12 protein-coding genes and 1 other annotated feature are annotated in these 15,846 nt (G+C 58.1%); of the genes, 7 read left to right on the top strand and 5 right to left on the bottom strand.

All coding sequences use genetic code 11. The features are described 5' to 3' along the window. Positions 1-9: 9 nt before the first annotated feature. A complete protein-coding gene (gene uca, locus HFD87_RS14070) occupies positions 10-3,627 on the bottom strand; it encodes an urea carboxylase (protein ID WP_022625380.1) in 3,618 nt (1,205 codons plus the stop codon). Positions 3,628-3,629: 2 nt separating this feature from the next. After that, positions 3,630-5,426, bottom strand: coding sequence for an allophanate hydrolase (gene atzF, locus HFD87_RS14065; RefSeq protein WP_167423571.1), 1,797 nt, complete (start codon positions 5,424-5,426; stop codon positions 3,630-3,632). Positions 5,427-5,695: 269 nt separating this feature from the next. On the opposite strand from atzF, the gene sltY reads away from it, so the two are divergent. Together sltY and trpR are read left to right on the top strand one after the other, a co-directional pair. Further along, on the top strand, positions 5,696-7,615 hold the full coding sequence (gene sltY / locus HFD87_RS14060; protein WP_010253653.1) for a murein transglycosylase: 1,920 nt from the start codon (positions 5,696-5,698) through the stop codon (positions 7,613-7,615). A 45-nt stretch (positions 7,616-7,660) separates the two neighbouring features. Further along, positions 7,661-7,978, top strand: a complete 318-nt coding sequence (gene trpR, locus HFD87_RS14055) for a trp operon repressor (RefSeq protein ID WP_010253656.1) — start codon at positions 7,661-7,663, stop codon at positions 7,976-7,978. Here the strand turns inward: trpR and yjjX are convergent, their stop codons facing one another. After that, positions 7,979-8,497, bottom strand: a complete 519-nt coding sequence (yjjX, locus tag HFD87_RS14050; protein ID WP_010253660.1) for an inosine/xanthosine triphosphatase — start codon at positions 8,495-8,497, stop codon at positions 7,979-7,981. It abuts the gene before it with no gap. A gap of 206 nt (positions 8,498-8,703) precedes the next feature. On the opposite strand from yjjX, the gene gpmB reads away from it, so the two are divergent. Next, entirely contained in the window at positions 8,704-9,351 is a 648-nt protein-coding gene (gene gpmB / locus HFD87_RS14045; RefSeq protein ID WP_010253664.1) for a 2,3-diphosphoglycerate-dependent phosphoglycerate mutase GpmB, read from the top strand. Positions 9,352-9,391: 40 nt separating this feature from the next. Here the strand turns inward: gpmB and robA are convergent, their stop codons facing one another. Next, positions 9,392-10,273 (bottom strand): MDR efflux pump AcrAB transcriptional activator RobA, encoded by an 882-nt coding sequence (gene robA / locus HFD87_RS14040; RefSeq protein WP_033756504.1) that lies wholly within the window; start codon positions 10,271-10,273, stop codon positions 9,392-9,394. Between the two features lie 194 nt (positions 10,274-10,467). Between robA and creA the strand changes: the two genes are divergently transcribed. Next, entirely contained in the window at positions 10,468-10,941 is a 474-nt protein-coding gene (gene creA / locus HFD87_RS14035; protein ID WP_010253671.1) for a protein CreA, read from the top strand. Positions 10,942-11,012: 71 nt separating this feature from the next. Here creA and arcA read toward each other — a convergent pair whose 3' ends face one another. Next, positions 11,013-11,729, bottom strand: a complete 717-nt coding sequence (gene arcA / locus HFD87_RS14030; protein ID WP_010253677.1) for a two-component system response regulator ArcA — start codon at positions 11,727-11,729, stop codon at positions 11,013-11,015. A gap of 609 nt (positions 11,730-12,338) precedes the next feature. On the opposite strand from arcA, the gene HFD87_RS14025 reads away from it, so the two are divergent. The 3 genes from HFD87_RS14025 (at position 12,339) to thrA (ending at position 15,846) form a co-directional block, all read left to right on the top strand. Beyond that, entirely contained in the window at positions 12,339-13,043 is a 705-nt protein-coding gene (locus HFD87_RS14025) for a tRNA/rRNA methyltransferase (RefSeq protein ID WP_010253680.1), read from the top strand. A gap of 188 nt (positions 13,044-13,231) precedes the next feature. Continuing rightward, positions 13,232-13,300 (top strand): thr operon leader peptide, encoded by a 69-nt coding sequence (thrL, locus tag HFD87_RS14020; protein WP_071591720.1) that lies wholly within the window; start codon positions 13,232-13,234, stop codon positions 13,298-13,300. Next, positions 13,239-13,357, top strand: a sequence feature (Thr leader region). Its footprint overlaps the gene before it by 62 nt. A 26-nt stretch (positions 13,358-13,383) precedes the next feature. Then, a complete protein-coding gene (gene thrA / locus HFD87_RS14015) occupies positions 13,384-15,846 on the top strand; it encodes a bifunctional aspartate kinase/homoserine dehydrogenase I (RefSeq protein WP_167423570.1) in 2,463 nt (820 codons plus the stop codon).

Here is a 15,846-nt window from a genome sequence, read left to right as displayed (position 1 = left end):
TACCGCTCCTTATTCCAGCCACAGCAGGTTATCGCCAGGACTGACCGGACGGCCCGCCTGACAGGCAATCCGCGTCACACGACCGGCCTGCGGGGCGACTATCGCCAGCTCCATCTTCATCGCCTCTACGATAATCAGCGTCTGCCCGGCGCTGACCTCGTCGCCCGGCTGCACCAGCACTTTCCAGATGTTGCCATTGAGATCCGCCTGCACCGGTAGCCCGTTTTCCTCCTCTTCGCTGACGCTGGCGCGCGTTTCATCCTCCGGCGGCGCGTTCTGCTCTTCCTGCGCCCATAGCTGCACTTCCTGTTCAAAGGCGGCGGCCTGGCGCTGGCGGAACGCTGCAATTTCAGCGGCGTGGTCGGCGAGGAACTGCTGGTGGGCGGCAAAATCAAACTGCGTCTCTTCAATACGCAGGCTGGCGCGGCCTTCGCGGAAATCTTCGCGCAGCTGGGTCAGTTCGGTTTCACTCACCGGATAGAAGCGCACCTGATCGAAGAAGCGCAGCAGCCACGGCGCATCGGTAGCGAACTGCGGATTTTTCAGGAAGGTGTTCCAGATGGGCAGCGTGCGGCCCACCAGCTGATAGCCACCGGGCGAATCCATGCCGTAGATGCACATGTACATGCCGCCGATCCCTACGGTACCTTCGGCGGTGAAGGTGCGCGCCGGACTGTATTTGGAACTCAGCAGGCGATGGCGTGGATCGATCGGAACGGCACAGGGCGCGCCAAGGTAGACGTCGCCCAGCCCCAGCACCAGATAGCTGGCGTTGAACAGGGTATCGCGCACCTCATCGCGGCTGCTTAAGCCATTAATCCGCTGGATAAAGTCCACGTTGTTGGGCAGCCAGGGGGCGCTGGCGCGCACCGTCTCCTGATAGCGGCTGACGGCACCCAGCGTGGCGCTGTCTTCAAATGCCATCGGCATCCACACCACGCGGGAGGGCACTTTCAGCGTGCTGACGTCGCCCAGCGTCGCTTCCAGCGCCAGCAGCAGCGACATCAGCCGGGACTGGTTAATGATGCGGCTGTCGTAGCGCACCTGCAGCGAACGCACGCCAGGCGACAGCTCCTCTACGCCGGGCTCCGCCTGCGCCGTCAGCGCATTCATCAGCAGATGGACACGCAGACGCAGCGCCAGATCCAGCACATTGTCGCCATACTCAATCAGCACATATTTGTCGCCCGCCTGGCGATAGACCACTTTCGGCGTGCTGGTCGTGGCCTCCAGAGCGGCCAGAATCGTGGCGGAACCGTGGGCGGTTTCGGCCAGTGACGGCACGGCAAATGTGGGCGGATGCTCAGGCCGCAATGTCTCAATCAGATGCATCTGCGCTTTTTCCCGCGCCAGCGCATCGTCTGCGGTGATGGGGTGGAAGCGGATGGTGTCGCCAGGTTTAACCTGGCCCACTTTCCACAGCTCGGCTTTGGCGATAGTCACCGGACAGACAAAGCCGCCGAGGCTTGGGCCGTCATGCGTCAGGATCACCGGGAAGTCGCCGGTGAAATTGACCGCGCCAATGGCATATTCACAGTCGTGAACGTTGGAGGGATGCAGGCCCGCTTCGCCGCCGTTGGCGCGGGTCCAGGTCGGTTTCGGGCCGACCAGCCGCACGCCGAGGCGGTTGGAGTTGTAGTGCACCTGCCAGTCACTGGCGAAGAACGCATCGATGGCGGCCTGGGTGAAGAAGTCCGGTGCGCCGTGCGGGCCGTAGAGCACGCCGATGCGCCACTCGCTGCCGTAGTGCGGAATCAGCGCCGCATCGAGCGGCTGCGGATCGCTGACCGGGGCAGGCGTGGTGCAGGCTGCCCGATCAGGCTGGGAGATCGCCAGCATATCGGCAACCCGCAGGGTGCGTCCGGCGTGACCGCCAAACTGGCCCAGCGAAAAGGTGCTGCGGCTGCCCAGATACTCCGGCACGTCGAAGCCGTTACGTACGGCCAGATAGCTGCGGCAGCCCGTCCGGGCGCGTCCCAGCGCCAGAGTCTCTCCCGCTTTCACCGCCAGCGGCTGCCAGGTGCTGACCGGTTCGCCCTCCAGCGTGGCGTCGCAGTCAGCACCGGTCAGCGCCACGATGGCATCACAGTGGAAACGCAGCGTCGGCCCCTGCAGGGTAAATTCCAGCCCCGCCGCCGCGTCATGATTACCGACGATGCGGTTAGCCAGCCGGAAAGCGAAGTCATCCATCGGGCCGGAAGGCGGCACGCCGATATCCCAGTAGCCGAGGCGGCCTGGATAGTCCTGAACCGAACTGAAGGTACCAGGTTGCAGCACTTCCACCACGGAGGAGGCAGGCACCACGCTGTCGAGGTAGCGCGTCCAGACGTTGCCGCTGCGAAACGCGTCGCTGGCGGTAATCTGGCGCAGATAGTCGAGGTTGGTGGCGATGCCGTGCAGCTGAGTGGCATCCAGCGCATGGCGAAGTTTTTCCAGCGCCGCATCGCGGGTGTCGGCATGCACGATCAGTTTGGCGATCATCGGATCGTAGAAGCTGGAGACCTCGCTGCCGGTTTCGATGCCGCTGTCGACCCGCACGCCGTCAGGGAAAGTTACGCCGGTTAGCAGGCCGGGGCTGGGCTGAAAGTTCTTGAGTGGATCTTCCGCATAGAGCCGCACTTCAATGGCGGCGCCCTGCGGCGCCTGCTGCAGACGTGACCAGTCAACCGCATCGCCCGCCGCCACCTGCAACATGCACTCCACCAGATCGAGTCCGGTGACGCACTCAGTGACCGGATGCTCCACCTGCAGGCGGGTGTTCACTTCCAGAAAGTAAAAGGCCTGCTGGTCGACGTCGTAGATATACTCCACGGTGCCTGCGCTGCGGTAGTTTACCCGCTCGCCGAGCCGCACCGCCGAGGCGAGCAGGGCGTCACGCGTCGCCGGAGACAGGCCGGGCGCGGGCGTCTCTTCCACCACCTTTTGATTGCGGCGCTGCAGTGAGCAGTCGCGTTCACCCAGCGCGACCACAGTGCCGTTACCGTCACCAAAAATCTGCACTTCTACGTGGCGGGCGCGATCGATGCAGCGCTCCAGAAACACGCCCGCATCACTGAAGAACTGCTCGCCAAGACGGCGTACGCTCTCCCAGGCGCTGGCGAGCGCACCGGCGTCGGCGCAGCGCGTCAGGCCAATGCCGCCGCCGCCCGCCGTGCTTTTCAGCATCACCGGATAGCCGATCTTATCGGCCGCCTGCATCGCCTCCTCCAGCGACGCAAGCAGCGGTGTGCCGGGCGTCATTGGTACACCTGCACTGGCTGCCAGCTCACGGGCACGGTGCTTAAGGCCGAACTCACCAATCTGCTGCGCGGTGGGGCCGACAAAGGCGATCCCCGCCGCTTCACAGGCTTCGGCAAACGGCTGGCTTTCTGAAAGAAAACCGTAGCCCGGCCAGATAGCCTGGGCGCCGCTCTGCTGAGCCGCCGCCAGAATTTTGTCGATGCGCAGATAGCTGTCGCTGGCTTTATCGCCGCCCAGCGCGATAGCGATATCCGCCTGCTTAACGTGCTGCGCGTTGCGGTCAGTATCTGAATAGACCGCGACACTTTTGACGCCCAGGCGCTTCAGCGTCCGAATGGCGCGACAGGCAATTTCGCCGCGGTTGGCAATCAGTACGGTGGTGAACATGATCAGTGACTCCCCTGTGATGCCAGCCAGTTGCGCCAGCCGCCCGTCTCAGTAATCTCCAGCGCGTTGTTCAGCGCCGCGCCTTCGCAGATAAAGCCTTTCACCACCCGCCCATCCGCCAGCGTCAGGCTGCCGATGCCCAGCGGTGCGGGAATCTCGGCCACAAACTCACCAAAGCGCGCCAGCGGGATATCCCACAGCTCCACGGTGATAGCGGCGCCCTGTTCGTCACGCATCAGGCCGGGTTTTTTGATCGCGCCCTCCAGCAGGGCAAACAGGCGATAGTGTGGCGCGGTCTTCGTCTCTTCCACCCAGACGGCATGGCGATCGGTGAGCTGGAAATTAAGCGGCATTCCGGTGAGATGCGCGCCCACTACCGCCAGCCGGACATGGTCGGCGGAGGCGGGCAGGCTGGTGCGCCAGGCAGGGCAGGGCTGGCCGGTCGCGCCCAGTGGCAGAGCAAGCTGCTGCTGCCAGCGAATGCCAAACTCAGCCAGCGCCCGATCGTGCCAGGCGGGCGCAATCAGCGTGATGCCTGCCGGGAGATCGTCATTGCGAAACGGTGCGGGCAGCGCCAGCGCGGCGAGGTCGGCAAGGTTGGTAAAGTTGGTATAGGTGCCGAACTGCGAGTTGAAGTGAATCGGCTCCTGCTTCATCTCCTCCAGGGTATGAATCGTGGGCGAGGTCGGCACCACCAGCGCGTCAAACTGTGCCAGCGTCTGCTGAATCTGACGCGTCAGTTCGGCCCGCAGATACTCCGCCTTGTAGGCATCGACTGCGCTGTATTTCAGGCCACTGGCGATAATCTCGTGTACCACCGGATCCATCTCCGCCGGGCGATCAAGCATCCCGCCCACCGCCGCCGTGCGTTCGGCGACCCAGGCACCGTAGTAGAGCTGTTCAGCCAGCTTCCGGAACGGGGTGAAGTCGATAGGGTGCAGCGTCACGCCACCCGCCTGCAATGCCTCCAGCGCCTGGTCCCAGGCGGCTTCGGCGGCGGCATCATCAAAAAACTCCGGGTTCAAAGGTACCGCAAAATGGGGATGGACGGGCAGGCTGGCCGGTGCGGTGCGCGGATTAATGCGCGAATAGGCGTCACCGGCATCATAGCCACCCATGACGCTGGCGACGCTAAAGGCATCTTCTGCCGTCAGCGCAAACACGGAAATCGTGTCGTTGAGGCGGCAGGCGGGCACCACGCCGCGTGCAGAGAACCAGCCCTTGGTCGGCTTCAGTCCGACAATATTGTTAAAGCCCGCCGGAACGCGGCCCGATCCCGCGGTATCGGTGCCCAGTGAAAAGGCGACCAGCCCGCGCGCCAGCACCGATGCGGAGCCGGAGCTGGAGCCGCCACTGACGTAATCGGCATCAAAGGTGTTACTGACCGCGCCAAACGGGGAGCGGGTGCCCACCAGGCCGGTAGCGAACTGATCGAGGTTGGTTTTGCCGATGACTATCGCGCCGGCGGCTTTCAGCCGGGCGACCGCTACCGCGTCTTCGCTGGCGGTATAGGTAAAGGCGGTGCAGGCGGCGCTGGTCGGCCAGCCCGCCACATCAATGTTGTCTTTGACGGCGAAGGGAACACCAAACAGCGGCAGCGATCCGGGATCGCGCTGATAGTGCGCCAGCAGTGGCTCAATCTGAGCCGCTAACTGCTCCGGTGTCGCCAGATAGATCCAGGCATTATCGTGCGTGTCGAGAGCCGCCAGGTGTGCGCTCAGCAGCGAAGTAATCTGTTGCGGCGCCTGCTGATAGCGCTGCTGCCAGGTGTGAAGCGTCAGGCCAAAGGTTGAAGTCATACGAAGAATTCCAGCTGGTATACAAGATGGAATTCAACAGAGCAAAGGCTGTGCCACTTTTTTAACGCGATGATTCAACAGTTTAATGCGTTCGGTGATAAGATTTTCTGATGATAATTTGCACAATTACGGCGCGTACGCTGAACGATGACGGTGCGTTTACCTTTCGTGTGCGTAAATTTTGTGAAGAACATGGCAAGAGTCCGGTGGCCTGGTTAGCATGAAGACTGTCTGGCAACTCGCCGGCCCCAGCAACAGAGGAGATTTACGTGGTGAAGTGGCGTAACTGGATGATAGGGATCTGCATGGCCGGCACGGCCAGCAGCGCATGGGCCGATTCGCTTGATCAACAACGGCAACGTTATCAACAAATTAAACAGGCCTGGGACAGCAATCAGATGGCCACCGTGGATCAGCTGTTGCCCACGCTACAGGATTATCCGCTCTATCCTTATCTGCAATATCGCCTGCTGGCACAGGATCTCGATCAGGAGACCACCCTGGCGGTACAGAACTTTATTCGCCAGTATCCAACGTTGCCACCCGCGCGTTCGCTCAGCACCCGCTTTATTAATGTGCTGGCTTACCGACAGGACTGGCAGGGTGTGCTGAACTTCAGTCCGACCGAACCTAAGCCGGTGCAGGCACGCTGTAACTGGTATTACGCCAAATGGGCCACCGGTCAGCAGCAGGCCGCGTTTGACGGCGCGAAGCAGATCTGGCTGCGCGGCACGGCGCTGCCCGCGGACTGCGATAAGCTCTTTTCGGTCTGGCAGGCGTCCGGTCAGATTTCGCCAATTACGATCCTGGAGCGTATCCGGCTGGCGATGAAAGCAGGCAACGACAGCCTGGTGAGCTATCTGGCGAAAACGTTGCCAACTGACTATCAGACCATGTCTGACGCGATACAGGCCCTGCAGCAGGACCCGTTAACGGTCAGCACCTTCGCCAGCGCCGTCGGGCCAACCGACTTTACCCGCCAGGCGACGATTTACGCCTTTACGCGTGTGGCGCGGCAGGACATGGAAAATGCCCGCAGCCTGATTCCGATCCTGGTCCGGGCGCAGAAGATGGGACCGGAGGATGAGCAGGCGCTGAAGGAGATTGTGGTCTGGCGCATGATGGGCAGCGATCTCACCTCTGAGCAGGCACGCTGGCGCGATGCGGTGGTGATGAACAGCGAGTCTACCGCGCTGGTAGAACGCCGGGTACGACTGGCACTCTCTCAGCATGACCGACGCGGCCTCAACACCTGGATCGCCCGTCTGCCGCTGGAAGCCAAAGAGAAAGATGAGTGGCAGTACTGGCAGGCCGATCTGCTGTTTGAGAAAGATCGTAAAGAGGAAGCGGAAGAGATCCTGCGCAAACTGATGCAGGCGCGTGGCTTCTATCCAATGGTGGCCGCGCAGCGGCTGGGCGTTGACTACCCGTTGCAGGTGGATGAAGCGCCGAAGCCTGACAGTGCCACGGTGCAGGGACCTGAGCTGGCCCGCGTTCGCGAGCTGATGTACTGGGGTCTGGATAACCTGGCGCGCAGCGAGTGGAGCAACCTGATCGGCAGCCGCACGCACACGCAGCAGCAGATGCTGGCGCGCTACGCCAATGAGCAGGACTGGTGGGATCTCAGCGTGCAGGCGACCATCACGGCCAAAATGTGGGACAGCCTGAAAGAGCGTTTCCCGCTGGCGTGGCAGAGCGTCTATGAGCGCAACACCGCGGTGAAGCAGATCCCGCCAAGCTATGCGATGGCGATTTCGCGTCAGGAGAGCGCCTGGAATCCGAAAGCGCGTTCACCGGTCGGCGCCAGCGGTCTGATGCAGATTATGCCTGCCACGGCGGCGCATACCGTGAAGATGTACAACATCCCTGGCTACAGCAACACCAGCCAGCTGCTCGATCCGGAAACCAATATTCAGATCGGCACCCAGTATCTGGAATATGTCTATCAGCAGTTCAATCAGAACCGGATCTTCGCCTCGGCGGCCTACAATGCCGGGCCGGGCCGGGTGCGAAGCTGGCAGAAAACCAGTGCAGGCAATCTTGATGCCGTCGCGTTTATCGAGACCATCCCGTTCTCTGAAACGCGTGGCTATGTGAAGAATGTGCTGGCGTACGACGCCTACTATCGTCACTTCATGGGCAAGCCTGACAAGATCCTGTCAGATGCTGAGTGGAATCGCCGTTACTAGCTGTGCTAAGCTTCCGTACTCTTTAGCGAGTACGGAAGCCTCTTCATGACCCATTCTGATTCCCCCACCGATGCGCATCCGGCAGAAGATAGCTGGCAGCGCTTTGTCGTGCTGATGCAGCAGGCCTTTGCTGATGGTCATGCGCTGCCACTGATGCAACTGATGATGACGCCCGACGAGCGGGAAGCGTTCGGCACCCGCCTGCGGATTATCGAAGAGTTAATGAACGGCGAGATGAGCCAGCGTGAACTGAAAAATGAGCTTGGCGTCGGCATCGCGACCATTACACGTGGCTCGAACAGCCTGAAAGAGGCGCCGCCGGAGCTGAAACGCTGGCTGGAGGCGCGTCTGGGACGCGCCTGATCACTGCTGGTAAAGCGGATGGATGAACGGGCAGAGCGCCAGAATCAGTGCCTGATGATAGACACTGGAGCGGCTGAGCAGGCCGTTTGTGAACGCCCCGATAGCGCCACCCTGGTGTTTAATATTTTCGATGCCGGTTAACCGCGCCATCTCTTCGCCCAGCTCCCGGCCTTCACGCAGACCCGCCAGCACCACCGGCGGCAGGGTGAAACTGGCCGAGCGCGATTCGCCGCGCTGCTTCTGATTTTCTACCACCATCCAGGCAAACGCGCTGTCATCTTCAATGCCCGCCTCAATCGCTACCCAGAACGCCGCTTCTGGCCGGACCTGCCGGGCATTCATCACGCGCTGACGTGCGCCAGTTCGCGTTTCGAGATGGGTTAACGGTTGTGCTGCTACGCCGCTATCGACCTCGACCCCTTCAATATGGCAGGATCCCTCGCCGAAAACGTCGTTGAATGCCTGAGCAATCGCATGAATTTTCGCTGGATTGGTGGTGGCTGCGACAACATGGTACATAATTGGTTGAACCCTCAGGTGATTAAGCGCCTGGCCTATCGGGCTGTTTGATTTGTCATTCTGAACCCGGGCAGTGCTCACAATCCTCACGTACTTTCCGTACGCGCCGGTTGTTTCGCGCTCTCCGTGTGCAGACTGACTGCAACAATGACGCCTGATGGGGTAAGCTCTAAAGCGATTTTTGTCGCAGTATAACGGAAACTAACATGCTACAGGTCTATCTTGTTCGTCACGGTGAAACGGTATGGAATGCGGAGCGTCGCATTCAGGGTCAGTCCGACAGTCCGCTGACGGAAAAAGGTGAGCAGCAAGCCTGGCAGGTGGGTGAGCGCGTGAAACATCTGGGCATTACGCACATTATTGCCAGCGATCTGGGGCGTACGCGCCGCACCGCGGAGATTATTGCGGATGCCTGCGGTTGCTCAGTCACGCTTGATCCGCGGTTGCGTGAGCTGAATATGGGGGTGCTGGAGAAGCGTCCGCTGGATGGCTTAACCGCGGAAGAAGAGCAGTGGCGCGCCACGCTGGTCAACGGCACCGAAGGGGGCCGTATTCCTGAAGGGGAGTCGATGACTGAGATGGCGACGCGCATGCACGCCGCGCTGAATGCCTGTCTTGATCTTCCTGCCGGAAGCCGTCCACTGCTCGTCAGTCACGGTATGGCGCTGGGGGCGCTGGTCAGCACGATCCTCGGTCTGCCCGCCTATGCGGAACGTCGTCTGCGTCTGCGTAACTGCTCACTCTCACGTGTTGATTATCAGCAGAGCGCCTGGCTGGCAGAAGGCTGGATTGTCGAGACGGCGGGGGATATTTCCCATCTGGATGCGCCTGCACTCGACGAGCTTCAACGCTGATTTACTTAAGGCTGCCGTCGCGATGACGGCAGCCTTAACGTCAGCTGGCTACGGTCTGGCGGCGAATGGGAATCAGATATTCGCAACGGATCTCGGTCGGTGGCTCAGCGCGTTTTTTACCGCCATCGGTGTAAAAGCGTTCGATGTCCTGTCCCTGACGGCGGGTCAGCCCCAGCGTCGGCATGCAGGTGCCATAGAGCAGCAGAATAAACTCCTGCAGATTGACGCGCGGGCCGGTATAGGTGAACTGCACGTAGTCGCCCGCTTCCAGAATCACGTTCTGCCCGGAGTGCAGGTTGACCGCGCTGTCAGCAGGCACCGCCGTGGTGTAGAGAATCTCCTGCTCATCATCTTTGTCCTGGCTGGCGCGCACCTGATGCAGGCCATATAGTACCGGCGGCACCGTGTCGGTTTCCAGCAGGAACTGCTTCCAGAAATGAATACGCATTTCGTCGCGGTAGCTGGAAATCTGCTCCAGAATACAGGTGTAGTTCTGGGTTTGTCCTACCAGCACCGTCTCCGGTAAGGTGACGAAAGCCGGTTCCGGCTGCGTCTCATCATCCAGGCGAATAGGGGGACGAATACCGAATGAGTTCCAGTCGGAAGAGCGGCGATACCACGCCGGTGTCTGAGCAAACTGCTTCTTGAATGCGCGAGTAAAAGTCTGTTGTGAATCAAAACGATACTGCAGTGCGATGTCCAGAATCGGGCGGCTGGTCAGGCGCAGCGCCACGGCGGCTTTAGACAGACGACGCGCACGAATATAGGCACCTATTGCGTGTCCGGTTACGTCTTTAAACATCCTCTGTAAATGCCATTTAGAGTAACCGGCTTTCTGGGCAACATTGTCCAGTGAAAGGGGTTGATCCAGATGGCTCTCCAGCCAGACAAGCAAATCGCGAATGATACCGGCTTGGTCCATAAAACATCCTCATACTCTGGTGGTGCAGCTAAACGCATTCGAAGAATATTAGCACTCATTGCTCAAAAGACGTGGGCCGTTTTCCGGGGAAGGTTGTGCTAAATCAGTACGGGCTTCAACCCGTTTTGGTTTGGTCATTAACTCGATTAACAGTACATTACATTCTCATCTATTCCATTTGCAATGGTAACTCCATGACAATATTCCGACTTATGATCGCTGCGCTGACCACGCTGACCTTTTCCAGCCCGCTGTTTGCCGAACAGATTGGCTCTGTTGATACGGTATTCAAGATATTCGGGCCTGACCACAAGATTGTCGTTGAGGCTTTCGATGATCCGGACGTTAAAAATGTAACCTGTTATATCAGTCGGGCGAAAACCGGGGGTATTAAAGGCGGACTGGGTCTGGCAGAAGATACCTCTGATGCCGCGATTTCCTGTCAGCAGGTGGGTCCGGTCGAACTGAGTGATAAAATCGCTCAGGGCAAAGCAGAGGGTGAAGTGGTATTCCGCCAGCGCACCTCATTGATCTTCAAGAAGCTGCAGGTTGTACGCTTCTTCGACAAAAAGCGCAACGCCCTGGTCTATCTGACCTATTCCGATAAAGTGGTTGATGGCTCACCGAAAAATGCGATTAGCGCTGTGCCAATTATGCCGTGGCACTGATTATGCCGTCACACTAAGGACAAAAAAAACGCCCGCAGGGGCGTTTTTTATTTGCCGCGTCTGACAGGGGTTTAATCCTGCAGGTCACCGCAGAAGCGATAACCTTCACCATGAATGGTGGCGATGATCTCTGGCGTGTCCGGCGTTGATTCGAAATGCTTACGAATACGACGGATGGTGACATCGACAGTGCGATCGTGTGGCTTGAGGTCGCGGCCGGTCATTTTTTTCAGCAGATCGGCACGGGTCTGAATTTTACCCGGGTTTTCGCAGAAGTGCAGCATGGCGCGGAACTCACTGCGTGGCAGTTTGTAGTGCTCGCCGTTCGGGTTGATCAGTGAGCGGCTGTTGATATCCAGCTCCCAACCGTTGAACTTGTAGCTCTCTACCTGACGACGCTCTTCGCCTGGCATGGCCAGATTCATGGTGCGCGACAGCAGGTTGCGGGCACGAATAGTCAGCTCACGCGGATTAAACGGTTTGGTGATGTAGTCGTCAGCGCCAATTTCCAGACCAAGAATTTTATCGACTTCGTTGTCACGGCCGGTCAGGAACATCAGGGCGACATTGGCCTGCTCACGCAGTTCACGGGCCAGCAACAGGCCGTTTTTACCGGGCAGGTTGATGTCCATGATGACCAGGTTAACGTCATTGTCGGTCAGCACCTGATGCATTTCAGCACCATCAGTCGCCTCATACACCACATAACCTTCCGCCTCAAAAATACTCTTGAGGGTATTACGCGTGACCAGTTCGTCTTCAACGATAAGAATGTGCGGGGTCTGCATGTTTAGCTACCTAAAATTTGCCAACAAATTGAAAACAGGGCGTACAGCGGTATGGCGTTCTCCATCATCGAGAGCGGCGGGCCGCGCTGAACCGTTGTACGAAATCATATTTTGATAAGCCATCTATCAACGTCAACAACAGTATTAGCTCAGCCAGTCAGGATGAAAATTGCATGCCCCGGGCGTTAATGATAATGGCGCATATCCTAACTGTATTAACAGCAACCTAACAGCACCAACTACAACCGATAAGCATAAAAACAACGCTTCGTTGACTTATATCAAATGCAATTGTAGCACGTTAACACTTTTGTGAAAAACTTCTCGCAGATTGCCTGTTTAGCTCACAAAAAGCATCATTTTCGTTACATTTTTTATGCAGTCGGGCCAAAATAAAACCCGACGGAAATCACATTCTATCTCGTTGAAGTTAAATGGTTTAATAATGATTTCTTTAATAAAGCACGTTTCAGGGATAAAAAGATTCAGGCCATCACTTTTAACCAGTTTTAACATGGTTAACACACGATTTTCTTATTACCTTCTGGCGACTGAATCATTAACAGCCATGTTAATATGGCGTTATGTTAATGGACCAATGGAATAAATATGCTTTTTCCCCTGATTCTCGTCTCGCCCGCGCGGCCAGAAAATATCGGCGCTGCGGCGCGTGCCATGAAAACCATGGGATTCAGTCAGCTGCGCATCGTTGCCAGTGACGCCTGGCAGGATCCCGCCGCGCGCCGGGTGGCACATGGTGCCGGCGAAATTCTCGACAACGTTCAGACCTTTGCAACCCTTGCCGACGCGTTAGCGGACATCGATTTTTCGGTCGCGACCACCGCGCGCAGCCGGGCAAAGTTTCGTTATTACGCCACACCGGAGCAGGTTGAAACGCAACTGCTGGAGAAACGCCAGTGGGTAAACAGTATGGCGCTGGTGTTTGGCCGCGAAGATAGCGGGCTGACCAACGAGGAGCTGGAGCTTGTAGACCTGCTGACCGGCATCCCGATGGCGAATGACTATCCTTCACTCAATCTCGGACAGGCGGTGATGGTCTACTGCTATCAGCTGTCGAAGCTGAATCAGGTTGAGGCATCAAAAGCCTCTGCGGCGGATGGGCAGCAGTTGCAGGCGCTGCGTCAGCGTTTCCATCAGCTGCTGGCGCAACTGGAGGTCAGTGATGATGAGAAGCTGTCAGACTGGATCGATCAGCGGGTGGGGCTGCTGGAACAGCGCGACAGTGCGATGCTGCATCGTCTGCTGCACGATATTGAAAAAAAACTCACAGATAAATCCTCGGCAAAAAGCTGATTTTACAGCAACAGATCGCAGGGAATTTCTGCATAGCAACCGATCGAACAGCGTTTTACGCTTTCACCGGTGGCTGTGCGCAGTGGTGGAAATCTGTCCGCCGGACAAATCGGGTTGACTTAATGTGCGCTTTGCTTTACTTCTGGAAGCAAGACGGACAGACAAAAACAGACAGAAAATAAATCTAAATGCGTAAAATCAGCCTGAACACCACAATTATTACCACCACCATTACCACAGGTAACGGTGCGGGCTGACGCATACAGGAAAAACAGAAAATAAGCCCGCACCTAAACAGTGCGGGCTTTTTTTTCGGCTTAAATTCAGGAGAGTTTATATTATGCGAGTGCTGAAATTCGGCGGGACCTCGGTAGCGAATGCGGAGCGATTTCTTCGCGTCGCTGACATTCTGGAAAGTAATGCGCAACAAGGACAGGTTGCAACCGTGCTCTCTGCGCCAGCAAAGATCACTAACCATCTGGTGGCGATGATTGAAAAAACCATCAGTGGTCAGGATGCTTTGCCGAATATCAGCGACGCCGAACGCATCTTCAGCGAGCTGTTGCAGGGACTGGCTGACGCGCAGCCGGGCTTTGAGTACGATCGACTGAAAACCCGCGTTGACCTGGAGTTTGCGCAGCTGAAGCAGGTTCTGCACGGTATCAGCCTGCTGGGGCAGTGCCCGGACAGCGTCAACGCGGCGATTATCTGCCGCGGTGAAAAACTCTCGATTGCGGTCATGGAAGCGCTGCTGCAGGCGCGCGGCCATGAGGTCAGCGTGATCGATCCGGTGGAAAAATTGCTGGCGGTTGGCCACTACCTTGAATCTACTGTCGATATCGCCGAATCAACCCGCCGCATTGAAGCAAGTCAGATTCCGCCGCAGAACATGATCCTGATGGCGGGCTTCACGGCTGGTAACGAGCGAGGCGAGCTGGTCGTACTGGGCCGTAACGGTTCTGACTATTCAGCCGCTGTGCTGGCCGCCTGTCTGCGCGCCGACTGCTGTGAAATCTGGACTGATGTGGATGGCGTCTATACCTGCGATCCGCGTCAGGTGCCGGATGCGCGCCTGCTGAAGTCGATGTCCTATCAGGAGGCGATGGAGCTCTCCTATTTCGGCGCCAAAGTGCTGCATCCCCGCACCATCGCGCCCATTGCCCAGTTCCAGATCCCCTGCCTGATCAAAAACACGGCCAATCCGCAGGCACCCGGCACCCTGATTGGAGCAGAAGGCGAACAGGATGAGAACCCGGTAAAAGGCATCACCAACCTGAATAATATGGCGATGGTCAATGTCTCCGGTCCTGGCATGAAAGGGATGGTCGGGATGGCGGCCAGAGTCTTTGCGGCGATGTCGCGCACCGGCATCTCGGTGGTGTTGATCACCCAATCCTCTTCCGAATACAGCATCAGTTTCTGCGTGCCGCAGAGCGAGCTGGCGCGGGCGCGTCAGGTGCTGGAGGAGGAGTTCTACCTGGAGCTGAAAGATGGCCTGCTGGATCCGCTGGATATCATTGAAAACCTGGCGGTGATTTCGGTGGTGGGCGATGGCATGCGCACGCTGCGCGGCATTTCAGCCAAATTCTTCTCGGCGCTGGCGCGCGCTAATATCAATATCGTGGCGATTGCTCAGGGCTCCTCCGAGCGTTCAATCTCGGTGGTGGTGAACAATGATGAAGTGATCACCGGGGTTCGCGTGGTGCATCAGATGCTGTTCGCCACCGATCAGGTAATCGAAGTGTTTGTGGTCGGCGTCGGCGGCGTCGGCGGCGCGCTGCTGGATCAGTTACATCGCCAGCAGGCGTGGCTGAAGAAAAAGCATATCGACCTGCGCGTCTGCGGCATCGCTAACTCCCGTGCGCTGTTAACCCACGTCCACGGCATCGATTTAAGCAACTGGCAGGCGGCATTAGGCGAAGCGAAAGAGCCGTTCAATCTCGGTCGTCTGACCCGTCTGGTGAAAGAGTATCATCTGCTCAATCCGGTGATTGTGGACTGTACCTCCAGCCAGGCGGTCGCCGATCAGTATGCTGATTTTCTCAGCGAAGGTTTCCATGTGGTGACGCCAAACAAAAAGGCCAACACCTCATCCTGGAATTACTATCAGCAGATGCGCGCCGCCGCTGCCAAATCGCGGCGTAAATTCCTTTATGATACCAACGTCGGCGCCGGACTGCCGGTGATCGAAAACCTGCAGAACCTGATGAACGCCGGTGATGAGCTGCTGCGCTTCTCCGGTATCCTCTCTGGCTCGCTGTCCTACATTTTCGGCCAGCTGGATGACGGAATGTCACTGTCGCAGGCGACAACGATGGCGCGTGAGATGGGCTTTACCGAGCCCGATCCGCGTGACGACCTCTCCGGCACCGATGTGGCGCGTAAGCTGCTAATCCTGGCCCGTGAAGCGGGTCATCAGCTGGAGCTGAGCGACATTGAGATTGAGCCGCTGCTGCCCGCCAGCCTGACCGAAATCCAGGACATTGAGCAGTTTATGCAGCGTCTGCCTGAGCTGGATAACGCTTTTGCCGCCCGGGTTGCGCAGGCGCAGGATGAGGGCAAAGTATTGCGCTATGTTGGCGTGATTGAAGAGGGCGGCATCTGCAAAGTGAAGATCGACGCCGTTGACGGCAACGATCCACTCTATAAGGTGAAAAACGGCGAGAATGCGCTGGCGTTTTACAGCCGCTACTATCAACCGATTCCGCTGGTGCTGCGCGGGTACGGTGCAGGAAATGATGTCACAGCGGCCGGTGTTTTTGCCGACCTGCTGCGGACGCTGTCATGGAAGTTGGGAGTTTAA

The sequence above is a fragment of the Pantoea sp. EKM21T genome (assembly GCF_011800405.1).
Classification (GTDB): domain Bacteria; phylum Pseudomonadota; class Gammaproteobacteria; order Enterobacterales; family Enterobacteriaceae; genus Pantoea; species Pantoea agglomerans.
Note: the sequence above shows the minus strand (reverse complement) of the source record. Positions and strands in the feature narration are given on the sequence as shown.